General features: G+C 67.1%; 9 protein-coding genes. 6 read left to right on the top strand and 3 right to left on the bottom strand.

Annotation, left to right across the window (positions count from 1 at the left end; all coding sequences use genetic code 11):
- Positions 1 to 174 precede the first annotated feature (174 nt).
- Positions 175 to 2961 (bottom strand): TonB-dependent receptor, encoded by a 2787-nt coding sequence (locus tag ACP7A5_RS01240; RefSeq protein WP_426040208.1) that lies wholly within the window; start codon positions 2959 to 2961, stop codon positions 175 to 177.
- Between the two features lie 286 nt (positions 2962 to 3247).
- Between ACP7A5_RS01240 and ACP7A5_RS01235 the strand changes: the two genes are divergently transcribed.
- Complete coding sequence (locus tag ACP7A5_RS01235; RefSeq protein ID WP_426040207.1) at positions 3248 to 5053, top strand: alpha-amylase family glycosyl hydrolase; 1806 nt, start codon at positions 3248 to 3250, stop codon at positions 5051 to 5053.
- A gap of 11 nt (positions 5054 to 5064) precedes the next feature.
- Entirely contained in the window at positions 5065 to 6702 is a 1638-nt protein-coding gene (locus ACP7A5_RS01230; protein WP_426040399.1) for an alpha-amylase family glycosyl hydrolase, read from the top strand.
- A 185-nt stretch (positions 6703 to 6887) separates the two neighbouring features.
- On the opposite strand, the gene ACP7A5_RS01225 is transcribed toward ACP7A5_RS01230, so the two are convergent.
- Positions 6888 to 7901 carry a LacI family DNA-binding transcriptional regulator gene (locus ACP7A5_RS01225; protein ID WP_426040206.1) on the bottom strand — a complete coding sequence of 338 codons (1014 nt, stop codon included), beginning with the start codon at positions 7899 to 7901 and terminating at the stop codon, positions 6888 to 6890.
- A gap of 253 nt (positions 7902 to 8154) precedes the next feature.
- Here ACP7A5_RS01225 and ACP7A5_RS01220 point away from each other — a divergent pair, with 253 nt between their 5' ends.
- From ACP7A5_RS01220 to ACP7A5_RS01205, 4 genes are read left to right on the top strand one after another with little or no spacing between them, the layout of a single operon-like run.
- A complete protein-coding gene (locus tag ACP7A5_RS01220) occupies positions 8155 to 10215 on the top strand; it encodes a glycoside hydrolase family 97 protein (RefSeq protein WP_426040205.1) in 2061 nt (686 codons plus the stop codon).
- Positions 10216 to 10268: 53 nt separating this feature from the next.
- Positions 10269 to 11735, top strand: coding sequence for an MFS transporter (locus ACP7A5_RS01215; protein ID WP_426040398.1), 1467 nt, complete (start codon positions 10269 to 10271; stop codon positions 11733 to 11735).
- Entirely contained in the window at positions 11732 to 12658 is a 927-nt protein-coding gene (locus ACP7A5_RS01210) for an alpha/beta hydrolase (protein ID WP_426040204.1), read from the top strand. The genes ACP7A5_RS01215 and ACP7A5_RS01210 overlap by 4 nt, the downstream gene beginning before the upstream one ends.
- Before the next feature lie 11 nt (positions 12659 to 12669).
- Positions 12670 to 15054: a glucan 1,4-alpha-glucosidase gene (locus tag ACP7A5_RS01205; protein WP_426040203.1), complete on the top strand. Its 2385-nt coding sequence runs from the start codon at positions 12670 to 12672 to the stop codon at positions 15052 to 15054.
- A gap of 58 nt (positions 15055 to 15112) precedes the next feature.
- Here ACP7A5_RS01205 and ACP7A5_RS01200 read toward each other — a convergent pair whose 3' ends face one another.
- On the bottom strand, positions 15113 to 15799 hold the full coding sequence (locus tag ACP7A5_RS01200) for a TorF family putative porin (RefSeq protein WP_426040202.1): 687 nt from the start codon (positions 15797 to 15799) through the stop codon (positions 15113 to 15115).
- Positions 15800 to 15848 lie beyond the last annotated feature (49 nt).

Genomic DNA, 15848 nt, shown 5'->3' with positions numbered 1-15848 from the left:
AACCGCTTACGTCTCATGGGTCACGCGGATCGTCCGCGCCGTCCAGTGCGATCTTCCGCCCGTAACGAAAAGTGGCCGTGCAGGCGGACCCGCACGGCCAGTTTCACGCCTCAGGAGGCGGCGGCCACACCCCTTCCCCTCGGGGCAAGGGGAAGGGGGCGACCAATCATCGGATCAGTATTTGTAGTTCACACCGATCAGGAAGGTCCGGCCATAGGTCTGATAGTCGATGACCTGACGCTCGTCGCCGTTCTGGAAGGTCTGGAACGGCTCGTCGGTCAGGTTATTGACCTGGAACAGCACCGAGGCGCCCTCGAGCATGCCCGACTGGAACTCGTAGCCGACCTGGGCGTCGACGACGTTCTCGGCGGCGACGCTGCGCAGGGTACGGCCGTTGCCGAAGCCGGCGACCTCGCCGAGGAAGTCGGAGCGATAGCGGTTCGAGATGCGCGCCTGGAAGCCGTTGGCCTCGTAGTAGACAGTCAGGTTGGCGACTGTTTCCGACAGGCCTGGCAAGGCCGTCGCGGCCTGGCCGTCCGGCTTGATCTCGCTGGAGGTCTGCGAGACCGAGGCCTGCATACCGAAGCCTTCCAGCGCCGGGTGGACGATGTCGAACGGCATCGACAGGGCGAACTCGATGCCCGAGATATAGCCGCCCTCGCCGTTGTCCGGAGCCGAGACCACGCCCTGGTTGATTACCGGGACCACGGAGCCCGATGGGTAGCCGCTGAAGTCGAAGATCTGGTTCCGCGTAAAGACGAAGGTCTCCAGGTCCTTGTAGAAGCCGGCGATCGAGACATAGCCCTGACGGTCGGCGAAATACTTCTCGAACGAGATGTCATAGACGTTGGCGATGGTCGGCATCAGGTCCGGATTGCCGCCCGAGCCGCTCCAGGGCGAGTTGAGGTCCGGACGCGCCGCCGGCGTGTTGTTCGTCACGTTGAAGCTGAAGTTCCGCGACGCGCGCATATCGTCCATCCGCGTCCGGGCCAGGGTGCGGGCCGCGGCGAAGCGCAGGAACATGTCCTCCTGAACTTGCAGGATGAAGTTGGTGGAGGGCAGGAACTCCTCGTACTCCCGACCGCCGGACACGGCCCTCGAGACGGTCGATGCGCCGCTGCCCGAGGCAGCGAACCCGTTCGAGCTCTGATCCGTGCCAATGTACTGCAGGCCGATATTGCCCGTCAGAGGCAGGGAGCCCAGCATGTGATCGATGTTCAACTGGACGTAGGCCGTGTTGACCTTCTCGGTCACTTCCCAGTTGCCCGAACGCACATCGGCGTTGGGGTTGCGGACCCGGTTGTAGAAGCCGGAGTTCACCAGGCCCAGCGCATCATAGCTGATGACGCCGCCCAGGCCGAGGTATGTCAGCTGGGTCGCCGGCAGCAGGAAGGCGGTCGGCACGACGGCTGAGGCGCCGCCCGGAACGCCGAGGAAGAACTGGTCATTGACGAAGGTCTTCTCGCGCTCGGAGATGTTGACGCCGAACTTGATCGAGGAGAACGGACCTTCCCCGTTGAACTGGTGGCGAGCTTCGAGGCGCACAGCCTTGAGCTCGTCGTCGATGCTCGGGTTGTTCAGGTAGCCGTCCTGACCGCCCGGAATGATATCGCCGCCCCAGCCTTGCGGGCTGGTCAGACGGATCAGGTTCGGATCGGCATAGTTCAGGTTGTGGGAGAAGACGGGGACGTTGTTCTCATCCAGGCGGAAACCGAGCGTGTCCAGCGCGCCGGCGACGTCGCGTCCGGTGCCGGAATAGGTTTCCAGCACGACGTCCTCGCGCTCGACCTTCGAGTAGCTCAGGTCGGCCATGAACGACCAGTCGTCGGTCGCGTCGAAAACGGTATTCCAGCCCAGCGACGTGATGTTGCTGTCGCGGGTGTTCACGTCGTTGCGGATGACGCCCTTCACGTTGCTGACCGTTCCGGCGGTCAGGAAGCCATTGGCCACCGTGGAGCCTGCCTGTAGGGTCGGGCCGGGGCGGCAGGTCGGGGTCTGGACCTGGGGCGTGCCGCAGGCTCCGGACGATCCTCCCCAGGCCAGCGGGAATTCGATGCCGCGCAGGATCTGGGTGTTCCGGAACTCGGAATAGAAGGCGTCGATGGTGGAGTGGAACCGGTCGTTCGGCCGGAATTCGACCGTTCCCATGAAGCCGTCGCGCTCCAGCTCCGACGACATCACATAGGGCTTGACGCCGCCCAGTGCGAAGGACCCGCCGGGCCCAGCGTTCGGATAGCCCCAAGCGTTGTAGCGCTCGGACTGATAGGGGCTGGTGATGTGGGCGTAGCCCAGGGCGATGCCGATTGTGTCGTCCGCGAACTGGTCGATGTAGGACACGCTGTAGCGGACGCCGCTGTCCTCGGTGCCCGAGTTGAGCGCGCCGATGTCGTTCTGCTCGTAGCGGACGTTGGCGGCGATGGCGCGACGGCCGTAGGCCAGCGGGCGGATCGTCTGCAGGTCGACCGTGCCGGCCAGGCCCTGACCGATCAGCTGGGCGTCCGGGGTCTTGTAGATGGTGACGCCGCTGAGCAGTTCCGACGGATACTGGTCGAATTCGACGCCGCGGTTGTCGCCGGTGGTGACCTGCTCGCGACCGTTCAGCAGGGCGGTGGTGAAGTCGGGACCGAGGCCGCGGATCGAGATCAGCTGACCCCGGCCGTCCAGGCGCTGGACCGTCAGGCCCGGCAGGCGCCCCAGGGATTCGGCGATGGAGACGTCCGGCAGCTTGCCGATGTCCTCGGCCGTGATGACCTCGACGATAGAGGTGTTGCGGGCCTTGGCGGCGATCGAGCTGGCGATCGAGCCACGGATGCCGGTGACGATGACTTCTTCCACGTGGGTGGCGTCATCGTCCTGTGGAGCGGCCTGGGCCTGCGCGCCGCCGGTGATAACCAGCATTGCCAGGACGCTCGCCGCGCCTCCGGCCATCAGATGCGCACGCGTGTTGAAGCGGTTCCTCATCGTCTTCCTCCCTGCGGCCATCTCGCGTTTCTGACGAAGCGATCCCGACCTGTTACGCAAATCTATGCAAACTCTGCGCAACCTTGCAAGCCTGTAATGCGAGGGTTCGAAATAAGGCGAACCTAAAATCCAGCGATTCCGCCCAATATTGCAGCGCACCATATACACAGCCTAGCCGAAGGAGCGCTACCGTTGCTGCATTGACACGGCGAACCGGGCCTGCAAAATCTTGCAAAGAGTTCTGCCGGGCCTTGGATCCGGCGACGAGGAAGGGAGGAGAAGAGCGATGACGACATCACCCCGTCGCGTCCGGAGCATGGCTGGTCGCCTGACCCTCGGTCTCATGACGACGCTGCTGGCCTCCACCGCGCTTGCGCAGGCGCCGGACTATCGGGCGCGCCTGCCGCAGGACGAGGTGATCTATTTCCTGATGCCGGACCGGTTCGACAACGGCGATGCGTCCAACGACACGGGCGGCATGTCCGGCGGACGTCTGGACCACGGCTTCGACCCGACGCACGAAGGCTTCTATCATGGCGGCGACCTGGCCGGGGTCGAGCGTCGGCTGGACTACATCCAGGGCCTCGGCGCGACGGCCATCTGGATGGCTCCGATCTTCAAGAACAAGCCGGTGCAGGGCGAGCCGGGCCGCGAGTTCGCCGGGTCGCACGGCTACTGGATCACCGACTTCACCCGCGTCGATCCGCATTTCGGCGACGAGGCGGCGATGCGCGCCCTGGTCGAGGCCGCCCATGCGCGCGGCATGAAGGTCTATATGGACATCGTCGCCAACCACACCGCCGACGTGATCCGCTATCGCGAGTGCCCGGCCAACGACTGCGCCTATCGCAGCCGGGCTGACTATCCGTTCACCCGTCGGGGCGGCTTGGAGGAAGAGTCGATCAATGACGGTTTCGACGGCTCGAGCTTCGATCGACTGACCCGCCCGGACTACGCCCACACGCCGTTTATCCCCGAGGGCGAGGAGACGGTGAAGGTCCCGGCCTGGCTCAACGACCCCGCCTATTACCACAACCGTGGCGACACGACCTTCCGGGGCGAGAGCTCGCTGGACGGCGACTTCGCCGGCCTCGACGACCTGATGACCGAACACCCGCGCGTGATCGAGGGTATGATCGAGATCTTTGGCGACTGGATCGACCGCTACCAGATCGACGGCTTCCGTATCGACACGGCCCGGCATGTGAACCCCGAGTTCTGGCAGGCCTTCGTCCCGGCGATGATCGCTCGCGCGAAGGCCAACGGGATCCCGAACTTCCACATCTTCGGCGAGGTCTACGACGTTGATCCGGCGGTTACGGCGCGGTTCACGCGAGTGGACGGCTACCCGGCGGTGCTCGACTTCGGCTTTCAGTACACAGTGACGGACATCGTCGCCCGCGACGCGCCGCCCGATCGCCTGGCCAGGGTGTTCGCCTCGGACGCCCTCTACGAAGGCGGAGAGGTCGGCGCGCTCGGCCTGCCGACCTTCCTCGGCAACCACGACATGGGCCGGATCGGCGGCTTCATCCTGACGGCCAAGCCCGACATCTCGGATGACGAACTGCTCCAGCGCGAGACCCTGGCCCACGCGATGATGATGTTCTCGCGCGGCGCCCCGACCCTCTACTACGGCGACGAACAGGGCTTCTCCGGCGACGGCGGCTACGGCAGCGCGCGTCAGGACATGTTCGAGACCCAGGTGGCCTCCTACCGCGATGACCGGATCGTCGGCGGCGCCCAGCCGACCTTCTCGACCGAGGCCCCCCTCTACCGAGCGATCGCCGGGATGGCCCGCCTCCGCCAGGCCGATGTCCGCCTGCGCCGGGGTCTGCAGACCGTGCGTTTCGCCGCCGAGGCGCCGGGCCTTCTGGCCGTATCGCGCCGCATCCCGGACACGGCGGGCGAGACCCTGATCGTCTACAACACCTCGACCGCGCCGATCACGGCGAACATCGAGGTGGACGCAGCCTCCGCCGACTGGTCCTCTTTGCGGCGTGATTGCCCCATGTCGGCGACCGCCCCCGCCAGTATCCGGGTCACCGTGCCCGCGCTCGATTATCTGATCTGTAGTTCCGAAGGTGTGCGTTGACTGCTGAACCCCTGAGCCAAGACCTGCACGCCGTCCCCGGGGGCGAGGCCGCGCCGCATCGCGAATGGTGGCGCGGGGCCGTCATCTATCAGGTCTATCCCCGCAGCTTCGCCGACACCAACGGCGACGGAATCGGCGACCTGCCGGGCATTACCGCGCATCTGGGGCATGTCGCCTCGCTGGGCGTGGACGGGGTCTGGCTGTCGCCCTTCTTCACCTCGCCGATGAAGGACTTCGGCTACGACGTCGCCGACTATGTCGGCATCGATCCGATCTTTGGCACGATGGAGGATTTCGACCGGCTGGTGGCCCGGGCGCACGAACTGGGCCTGAAAGTCATCATCGACCAGGTCTATTCCCACACCTCGGACCTGCATGAATGGTTCCAGGAAAGCCGCCGGGACCGGACCAATCCCAAGGCCGACTGGTTCGTCTGGGCCGACGCCAGGCCGGAAGGCTCGCCACCGTCCAACTGGCAGTCGGTGTTCGGCGGCCCGGCCTGGACCTGGGATGCACGCCGGCACCAGTACTACATGCACAACTTCCTCAAGGAGCAGCCGCAGCTGAACGTGAGGAACGCCGAGGTCCAGGAGGCTCTGCTGGGCGTTGCCCGCTTCTGGCTGGATCGGGGGGTGGACGGCTTCCGCTGCGACGCCCTGAATTTCTCGATGCACGACCCCGCCCTGACCGACAATCCGCCGGTCCTGACGCCCGGCAAGCGCACCCGGTCATTCGACTTCCAGCACCACGACCACAACCAGTCGCACCCTGACATCCTGACCTTCCTAACCCGGCTGCGTCAGACGACCGACTCCTATGACGGGGACCGGTTCCTGGTGGCCGAGGTCGGGGGCGAGAAGGCCAACGAGGAGATGAAACTCTACACCGAGGGCGCCGACCGGCTGCATTCGGCCTATGGCTTCCTCTATCTGTATGCCGACAAGCTGACGAGCGATCTGGTCGATCGCGGCCCGGCAATGTGGCCGGGGACCGAGGGCGAGGGCTGGCCGTCCTGGAGCTTCTCCAATCACGACGCGCCACGCGCCCTGTCGCGCTGGGCCGAGGGTCGCGACCCCAAGGCCTTCGCCGAGATGGCGCTGCTGCTGCTCATGTGCCTGCGCGGCAACGTCTTCGTCTATCAAGGCGAGGAGCTGGGCCTGACCCAGGCCGAGGTGCCGTTCGAGCGTCTGGTCGATCCCGAGGCCATCGCCAACTGGCCCGACACCCTGGGCCGCGACGGCGCCCGCACGCCCATGCCGTGGAAGAGCGACAACGGCTTCGCCGGTTTCTCGGAGCACGAGCCCTGGCTGCCGGTCGATCCACGCCATCGCGCCCTGGCAATCGAGGTGCAGGAGAAGGATCCCGGATCGACCCTGCATCTGGCGCGCAGTTTGATCGCGCTGCGCCACGGCCATCCAGCGTTGCGCACTGGCTCCATGACCATGCTGGACGGGCCGGGGGAGCTCCTCAGGTTCAGACGCGAGGGCGAGGGCGAGACCCTGCTGTGCGCCTTCAACCTGGGTCACGATCCGATCGCCTGGACCCCGCCCGCCGGCTGGTCCGTGGTCGAGGCGGTGAACCAGCCGGACGCACGATCCGGTCAGCTTGCGCCGATGGCGGGGCTGGTGCTGAGCGAGCCTGCGGGATGATGACGAGGGCGCATCGTCCTTCTCCCCTTGCGGGAGAAGGTGGCAGCCGAAGGCTGACGGATGAGGGGTCACACCGGCGGCTGGAATGGACGGAAGCAACGCCAGTCGTTCAGGTCAGCGTGACCCCTCATCCGACCTCGCTGCGCTCGGCCACCTTCTCCCGCAAGGGGAGAAGGGAGACGCAGTTACCCCCCGCACGTCTCCCTGACGATCAGGTCGGTGGGGATGCGTTCGGAGCGCCCGCCGCCCTCGCCGGCGTGGTCGAGCAGTTTGGAGACCATCAGCCGGCCGGCCTTCATCGTGTCCTGGGCGATGGTCGACAGGGCCGGACGGCTGTAGCGACTGAAAGGCACGTTATCGAAGCCGATCACCGACACGTCCTCGGGCACCCGTTTGCCGGCATGAAGCAGGGCGCGCACCGCGCCGAGCGCGATCAGGTCGGACGCCGCGACGATGCCGTCGAAATCCAGGCCCCTGCGGATCATGGAATCGACCGAAGCCTCCGCGCTCTCGACCTCGAAATGCGCGGGGACGATCAGGTCGGGATCGACGCCCAGCCCCGCCGCCTCGACCGCCTCGGCATAGCCGCGCTGACGTTGCATGGCCTCGGGCGGTTCGAGGTCGCCGAGGAAGACGATGCGCTTGCGCCCCAGCCGCGCCAGATGCGCCGTGGCCCGGCGTCCGCCGTTGATGTTGTCCGATCCGATCGAGCAGTAGTTCTGGTCCGGCAGTTCGGCGCCCCAGACCACAAACCGGCCGTCCGTCTCCGCCATCCGGTTGAAGGCCGAATGCAGGGTCGACTGACCGAGAAAGATCACGCCGTCCGCGCGGCTGGTGTTCATGGCCGCGTTCAGATCATCGATGTTCGCCGGCGAGACGTGGCTCATCACCAGGTCGCAGCCGCGCTCGCGCGCCGCCTCCCCCACCCCGGCCAGAAGCTCCAGGAAGAAGGGATCGCTCAGACGCCCTTCCCGCCCCTGCGGTCGCGGCGTCACCAGGGCGATGGTGCCCGAGGCGCCGATGGGGCCGGCTGGCATGTAGCGGCGGAACGGATAGTCATGCTCGCGCGCCAGCTTCCAGATCGCCTGTTTGGTGCGCGCGTTCACCGCCGGGCTGTCGTTCAGCGCCCGCGAGGCGGTGGAGATCGACACCCCGGCCAGGGTCGCGATGTCTTCCAGACGGGTGGATCGCTTGCTCATACCTCTTGTCCCCTCCCTGTTCGCCGCTTGGCGAATGGGGAGGTGGCGGCGAGCCCTTGCGAGCCGACGGAGGGGTTCTTCGTGCGGCAAGAGCCCCTCCGTCTCTTCGCTTCGCTGCGAGCCACCTCCCCACGCCTTCGGCGCACGGAGGAGACTGCAAATTTTGCTGCAAACCACGTCATCGCCGCATCTGCATCCGTTGCGCGGCGCTTGGCAAGGGCTTCGATCCAGAAGCTTTAGAGGAGTGAAGCCGATGCGTATTCCATTGCTTGTGCTGGCGCTGGTCGCCCTCTGTTCGCCGGCCCTCGCGCAGACCCCGCCCCCGGCGCAGGCGACCGTCTCCTCGCCCGACGGGTCGCTGACGGTCAGTGTCACGACCGACGGCGACGGCCGCCCGAGCTACGCCGTCAGCCGCCTCGGCCGCCCTGTGATCGCCCCTTCGCGCCTCGGCTTCATCCTGACCGATGCGCCGAAACTGGAGCGCGGACTGGTCGTTTCGGCCGAACCCGCCACCGATCACGACGATACCTGGGAGCAGCCTTGGGGCGAGCGCCGGTTCATCCGCAACCACTACCGGGAACTGCGCGTCCACCTGCGCGAACGCACCGCTCTGGCGCGCGTCTTCGACGTGGTGTTCCGCGTCTATGACGACGGTCTCGGTTTCCGCTACGAGTTCCCGCAGCAGGACGCCCTGCCCACCGTCCGCATCGGCTCGGAGCTGACCGAGTTCAACATCGCCGAGGACGGCGAGGCCTGGTGGATCCCCTCGCACGAGTGGAACCGCGAGGAATATCTGTATCACCGCACCACGATCCAGGAGGCGTCGAACACCCAGACGCCGATGACGATGCGGCTGGACTCGGGTCTGCATGTCTCGATCCACGAGGCGGCCCTGATCGACTATGCCGGCATGAACCTGCGACGCGCCGAGGGCCGTCGCTTCGTCGCCGACCTGACGCCCGGCTTCACCAATGCGGCGGTGGAACGCGAGGCGCCGTTCAACACCCCGTGGCGCACCCTGCAGATCACCGACACGGCCGGCGGTCTGGTCGAATCCGCCCTGATCCTGAACCTGAACGCGCCCAATGCGATCGGTGACGTCAGCTGGTTCCGGCCGATGAAATACGTCGGCGTCTGGTGGGAGATGCACCTCGACCTGAAGACCTGGAACGCCGGTCCCCGTCACGGCGCGACCAATGAGAACACCCGCCGCCACATCGATTTCGCCGCCGACAACGGCTTCGGTGGGGTGCTGGTCGAGGGCTGGAACGTCGGCTGGGACGGCGACTGGTTCGGCAACGGCTGGGACTATTCCTTCACCGAAGCCTATCCCGATTTCGACATCGAGGCCCTCGCCGCCTACGCCCGCGAGCGCGGCGTCCAGCTGATCGGCCACCACGAGACCGGCGGCAACGCCTACCACTACGAACAGCAGATGCAGGCCGCCTTCGATCTGGATCAGCGGCTGGGCATCACGACGGTCAAGACCGGCTATGTCGCCGACGCCGGGGGGGCGCGGGTCACCGGCCCGGACGGGCAGCCGACCTTCGCCTGGCATGAGAGCCAGGCCATGAGCAGCCACCATCTGGCCGTCGTGCGCGAGGCCGCCGAGCGCCACGTCGCAATCAATGCCCACGAGCCGTTCAAGGATACGGGCCTGCGTCGCACCTACCCGAACATGATCTCTCGCGAAGGCGCGCGGGGCACGGAGTTCAGCGCCTGGGGCCAGCCGGGCAATCCGCCCGAGCACGAGGTCAACCTGGTCTTCACCCGCCTTTTGGCCGGGCCGATGGACTATACGCCGGGCATCTTCGGCATGGTCACCCGCGCGCCCGACGGCATCGCCACGACTTGGGCGAAGCAGCTCGCGCTGTATGTGACGATCTACAGCCCGATCCAGATGGCGGCCGATCTGCTCGACAACTACGAGGCCAATCCGGCCCCCTTCCAGTTCATCAGGGACGTCGCTGTCGACTGGGACGAGACCCGGGTTCTGAACGGCGAGGTCGGCGACTTCGTCACCATCGCGAGGAAGGAACGCGGGACCCGCGAGTGGTTCCTGGGCTCGATCACCGACGAGAACCCGCGCGTGCTGCAGGCGTCACTGAGCTTTCTTGAGCCTGGGGTCCGCTATCGCGCGGAGATCTACCGCGACGGCCCCAACGCCAACTGGCGCGACGGAGACGGCCGCAGCCGCACCGACATCGTCATCGAGCAGCAGGAAGTGACCTCTGCCGAGACCCTGACCCTGCGCCTCGCACCCGGCGGCGGCCAGGCCATCCGGTTCGTGCCGCTCGGGAGCGCGCGCCGGTGACCGCCCCCTCCGCCCTCCTGACCCTTCGCCCGCGCCTGAACGCCCTGGCGATCATGAACATGTGCGTGGGGTTCTTCGGGATCCAGATCGGTTTCGGCCTGCAGAACGCCAACACCAGCCGAATCTTCCAGACCCTGGGCGCCGAGGTCGACAGCCTGGCCATCCTGTGGATCGCCGCGCCCCTGACGGGCCTGCTGGTCCAGCCGATCATCGGCCATCTCAGCGACAAGACCTGGACGCCGCTGGGCCGTCGGCGACCCTATTTCCTGGTCGGCGCGGTGCTGACGTCAATGGCTCTGGTGGCGATGCCGAACAGTCCGACCCTGTGGTTCGCGGCCGCCATGCTGTGGATCATGGACGCCTCGATCAACATCACCATGGAGCCGTTCCGCGCCTTCGTCGGCGACCTGCTGCCCGACGAGCAGCGGACCGCCGGCTATGCGATGCAGAGCTTCTTCATCGGCACGGGCGCGGTGTTCGCGTCCTGCCTGCCGTGGATCCTGTCAAACCTCGGCGTCGCCTCCGTCGCGCCCGAGGGGATCACCCCCGACAGCGTCCGCTGGGCCTACTATATCGGCGCCGCCTGCCTGTTGTCGGCCGTGCTGTGGACCGTCTTCTCGACGAAGGAATACAGCCCCGAACAGGTCGCCGCCTTCGATGCCCACCGCGCCCTGCCCGGCCAGCTTCCCGACGGTGAACAGGCCCCTGCGCGGTCATCGAAATCCTACATCCTCGGCGGTCTGGTCTGGGCCGCCATCGGCTTCGCGGGCTTCATCGGCGTCGCGGTGACCGGGCTGGAGAAGGAACTCTATATCGCCGCCGGAGGCATCGCCGCCTTCGGGGTTTTGCAGATCGCCGTCGGAGCCCTGCATGCGGCGAAGGCCTCGAACGGCGTGACCGAGATCGTCGATGACATCTTCCGCATGCCCGAGGCCATGCGCGGCCTGGCCGTGGTCCAGTTCTTCAGCTGGTTCGCCCTGTTCGCCATGTGGATTTACACCACCGCCGCGGTCACGGCCGTCCACTACGGCACGAGCGACACCACCTCGGCGGCCTACAACACCGGAGCGAACTGGGTCGGAGTCCTGTTCGGCGTCTACAACGGCGTGGCGGCGCTGGCGGCCTTCGTCATCCCGGTGCTGGCCCGGAGGACCGGCCGCCGGGGCGCGCACGCCATCAACCTGGTGCTGGGCGGACTGGGCCTGATCGGCATCGCCATGATCCGCGACCCGGCCCTGCTGTGGGTTCCGATGATCGGCGTCGGCTTCGCCTGGGCCTCGATCCTGTCGATGCCCTACGCCATCCTGTCGGGCGCCGTGCCGGGGCGAAAGATGGGCGTCTATATGGGCATCTTCAACATCTTCGTCGTTGTGCCCCAGCTTCTGGCCGCGACCATCCTGGGCCTGACGCTGAAACACTTCTTCGGCGGCGAGGCGATCTGGGCCCTGGTCATCGGCGGCGGGTCGTTCTTCATCGCGGCCGTGTGCGCCCTGTTGGTCAGGGAGCCCGGGACGACATGACCCTCGATCGCCGCACCCTCCTGTCCGTTCTGGCCGCCATGCCCTTCGCGGGTGGGGCGCGAGCCGATGCGCCCGCAGGAGGGCGGTTGTTCGAATACCCGCAGATGGCCTCGGCCCATGCGGCGACGCGCAACGTCACCGTCTGGCTGCCACCTGGATATGATGAGAGTGCCCGGCGATATCCGGTCCTCTACATGCACGACGGCCAGAACCTGTTCGACGCCACGCGCTCCGCGTTCGGCGAATGGGGCGTGGACGAGCATCTGACGCGGCTGGCCGAGACCGGTCAGGTCCGCCTGCCGATCGTGGTCGGCGTCTGGAACACGCCGTTTCGGCTGCGCGAATACGTCCCGGCCGGCCTGATCGCCGCCCTGCCCGACGAGGTCCGCTCCAGCCTGCTCGGCATGTATGGCGGCGAGCCTCTGTCCGACGGCTATCTGCGGTTCCTGGTGGAAGATCTGAAGCCGATGATCGACAGCGCCTGGCGTACCCTGTCCGGACGCGACGACACGGTCATCGCCGGCTCCAGCATGGGCGGGCTGATCTCGCTCTATGCGATGATGAAACATCCCGAGGTGTTCGGCGCGGCTGGCTGCCTGTCGACCCACTGGCCGCTGCGGCTGGAGCGGCTGGAAGGCGGGGCATTGGAAACCTGGCGCGAGGCCGTGGTCCAGTCCTGGTCAGATGTGATCCGCGCCGGCCTGCCCGACCCGGCGACGCACCGCCTCTACATGGACCGTGGCGACGAGACGCTGGACCAGTTCTACGCCTTCTTCCAGTCGCGCATCGACACCGTGATCCGAGCTGAGGGCTGGACTGCCGATCGTTTCCGGACCCTGGTCTTCCCGGGCGCCGAACACAACGAGAAGAGCTGGAACAGCCGGCTCGACGTCACCCTGACCTTCCTGCTTCCGCCCCAGTGAAAGTGATCCCGATGCGTAGTCTGACCGCCGCCCTGATGCTGAGCGCCGCCCTCCTGCCGCTTGGCGCCTGCGCGTCGTTGAGCGCGGCCCCTGTCGCCGTCGCGCCGCAGATCGCCGAAGTGTCAGCGCCCGGCGCGCCGGGCGCTGTTCCGACCTGGTCCAGCGCCGTCAAACAGGGCGTCGGGGCCTCCTACGAGGCCTATGTCGACGGCCAGTATCGCGACGGCGGCCGCACCGGGAGCGTCTCCCGCGTCTGGTTCTCGATCGCCGACGGCGTCCTGACCGAGACCATGTACGGCCTGATCCACGAGGCCCAGATCAAGCAGATGCGCTTCGCCGTGATGACCGGAACCGGTCTGTCCGTCGAAGGAACCGACACCACTTCGCGCATCGAATACCTGCACACGGACGCGGAAGGCCGCCCCCTGTCGCCCGCCTACCGCGTGATCACCCGGGACAGGCAGGACCGGTTCGAGATCGAGAAGCGTGTCTACACCGACCCTGAACGCCAGAGCCTGGTCGTGCGCACGACGATCCGCGCCCTGTCCGGCCCGGTCACCCCCTATCTGCTGCTAGAGCCGCATATGGCCAATACGGGCGTCGGTGATCGCGGCGCGGCGTCGACCCGGTCCCTCAGCGCTATCGAGGGCGACGTCGTCCTGAGCCTCGTGCCCAGCGCGCCGTTCGAGGCGGCCAGCGTCGGGTTCGTGGGTGCGTCCGACGGCCTGACCGACCTCGCCGACGGGCGTCTCGACCACGCCTATGCCGCCACCGGGTCCGAGCCCGGCAACATCATGCTGACCGGCGCCCTGCCGACGGTGGGCCGGGGCCAGACCCTGAGCCGCGATTACGTCATCGGCTTCGGCGAGAACGCGGCCGGCGCCGAGGCCCAGGCGGCCGGGACCCTGACCGACCTCGACGGCGCGCTGGAGGCATTCAACGGACAGGGCGAAGCCGTCGGCTGGGAGGACTGGATCGGCTCCCTGACCGAACTGCCGCGCCTGGCGGAACAGTCCTCCGACGGCGGCAAACTGGCCTACGCCTCGGCCCTCATGTTGAAGGTGCAGGAAGACCGCACCCATGCGGGCGCCCTGATCGCCTCCCTCTCCAACCCGTGGGGCGACACGGTCGACGCGACCAACGGCTCGACCGGCTACAAGGCCGTCTGGCCTCGTGACTTCTATCAGGTGGCCATGGCCCTGATGGCGCTGGGCGATGCGGAGACGTCCGTCGCCGCCTTCCGCTACCTGCCCCAGGTTCAGGTGACGGCCGAGACGCCGGGCAATACCGGCGCGACCGGCTGGTTCCTGCAGAAGACCCATGTCGACGGCCAGATCGAATGGGTCGGGGTCCAGCTGGACCAGACCGCCATGCCGATCATGCTGGGCTGGCGGCTGTGGAAGGCGGGCGAGGTGTCCGACGCAGAGATGGCGCAGATGTACACCCGGATGATCAAGCCGGCCGCCGACTTCCTGGTGGACGGCGGCACGATCGCCCTCAACTGGAACGACCGGACCATCACTCCGCCGTGGTCGCAGCAGGAGCGCTGGGAAGAACAGGAAGGCTATTCCCCCTCGACCACAGCCGCCGTTATCACCGGCCTGACCGTCGCCGCCGAGATCGCGCGGGCGTCCGGCGACGCCGCCTCCGCCGACCGGTACCAGGCCGCCGCCGACGATTATGCGTCGAAGGTCGAGGCGCGGATGTTCACCACCGAAGGGACGCTGGGCGACGGCGACTATTTCGTCCGCCTGAGCCGCAACGAGGACCCGAACGACCGCGCCCCGCTGGGCGAGAACAACGGCCAGGCCGCCCTGCCGGAGGATCAGATCATCGACGGCGGCTTCCTGGAACTGGTGCGGTATGGCGTGCGCCGGGCTGACGCGCCGTCGGTTCTGGCCACCCTGCCCGAATACGACGACCAGACGCGCGAGGATCGCCTGCGCGTCCGCTACGACGTCGGCGGCGCGCCAGCATGGAGACGCTACGGCAACGACGGCTACGGCGAAAACATGGAGACCGGCGGCAACTACGGCCTGGGCGGCATGACGCCGGGCCAGCGCGGTCGCCTGTGGCCGATTTTCACCGGCGAGCGGGGTCACTACGAGCTGGCGCGGGCGCTTCAGGGCGGCGCGTCCGAGGCCGAGATCCGCGCCATCCGCAAGACCTATGTCGCCGGCATGGAGGCCATGGGCAACGACGGCTACCTGTTGTCCGAACAGATCTGGGACGGGGTCGGCGATCCGACGGCCCACCGTTATCAGCCCGGCCAGGGCACCAACTCCGCCACCCCCCTGGCCTGGAGCCACGCGGAGTACCTGAAGCTGTTACGGTCGCTGGCGGACCGGGCGGTCTGGGATCGCTACGCTCCTGTCGCAGAACGCTACAGCCGATAACGAAAACGCCGCCACGGATCGCTCCGGGGCGGCGTCTTCGGGCTGGTTCAGAGGGAGACTAGAACAGGACTTTCAGCGTGGCGACCGCGCGGCCGTCGTACAGCGGCGCGTTGTCGACGTCAGTGTCGTGATAGCGGACGTCGAAGACCAGGCTATCGGTGAAGGCGTAGGCGGCGCCCACGTTCCAGGTGACGTAGTCGCCGGTGACGTCCAGCCACTGCTTGCCGACGGCGCCGGAGACCGTGACCTTGTCGATCGGCGTGAACGCCACATTGCCTTCGACGTAGGTGGCGGTCTCGTCCACGCCGAAGAAGTCCGGCGAGTAATAGACGGCGACGCCGGCGGTCACCGGGCCGATCGCGCGGGACGCAGCGGCCTTCACCTCGACGTAGTCGTAGTCGGAGGCCTGGTCGTCATGAGCGTAGAAATAACCGACCGCGCCGAGGTCGAAGGCAAAGCCCTGCGCTTCGAAGCGGAAGCCGCCGTAGGCGTCGATCTCGGCCGACGTGTCGTCGCCGAAATCGACGGTCGAGGCCCAGACGCCGCTGTAAAGGCCGCCGATGGTCATATCGACACCGCCCGAGAGGGCGAAGTTCTCGTTTGACTGGCTGGCGCCGCGGAAGACGTAGTCGTTGGTCGCCGCCGCGTTGAAGGCGAACTCCGCGTCCTGGGCCGAAGCGGCGCCGGCTGTGGCAAGGGTGGCGATCGCGGCGGCCAGGGCCGCGCAGGTTGCTTGCAGTCTCATCTCGGTATCCCCGTGTGTTCTGTTTGAATCTGTCAGATTGGCCGCCGGA

It is taken from the genome of Brevundimonas sp. TWP2-3-4b1 (genome assembly GCF_049897665.1).
Lineage (GTDB): Bacteria > Pseudomonadota > Alphaproteobacteria > Caulobacterales > Caulobacteraceae > Brevundimonas > Brevundimonas subvibrioides_B.
This window is presented reverse-complemented; position numbering and strand designations above follow the sequence as displayed.

Bases quoted from the DNA above. Each gene is read 5' to 3' on its own strand.
- ACP7A5_RS01240 (WP_426040208.1), bottom strand. From the start codon at position 2,961: ATGAGGAACCGCTTCAACACGCGTGCGCATCTGATGGCCGGAGGCGCG.
- ACP7A5_RS01235 (WP_426040207.1), top strand. From the start codon at position 3,248: ATGACGACATCACCCCGTCGCGTCCGGAGCATGGCTGGTCGCCTGACC.
- ACP7A5_RS01225 (WP_426040206.1), bottom strand. From the start codon at position 7,901: ATGAGCAAGCGATCCACCCGTCTGGAAGACATCGCGACCCTGGCCGGG.
- ACP7A5_RS01220 (WP_426040205.1), top strand. From the start codon at position 8,155: ATGCGTATTCCATTGCTTGTGCTGGCGCTGGTCGCCCTCTGTTCGCCG.
- ACP7A5_RS01215 (WP_426040398.1), top strand. From the start codon at position 10,269: ATGAACATGTGCGTGGGGTTCTTCGGGATCCAGATCGGTTTCGGCCTG.
- ACP7A5_RS01210 (WP_426040204.1), top strand. From the start codon at position 11,732: ATGACCCTCGATCGCCGCACCCTCCTGTCCGTTCTGGCCGCCATGCCC.
- ACP7A5_RS01205 (WP_426040203.1), top strand. From the start codon at position 12,670: ATGCGTAGTCTGACCGCCGCCCTGATGCTGAGCGCCGCCCTCCTGCCG.
- ACP7A5_RS01200 (WP_426040202.1), bottom strand. From the start codon at position 15,799: ATGAGACTGCAAGCAACCTGCGCGGCCCTGGCCGCCGCGATCGCCACC.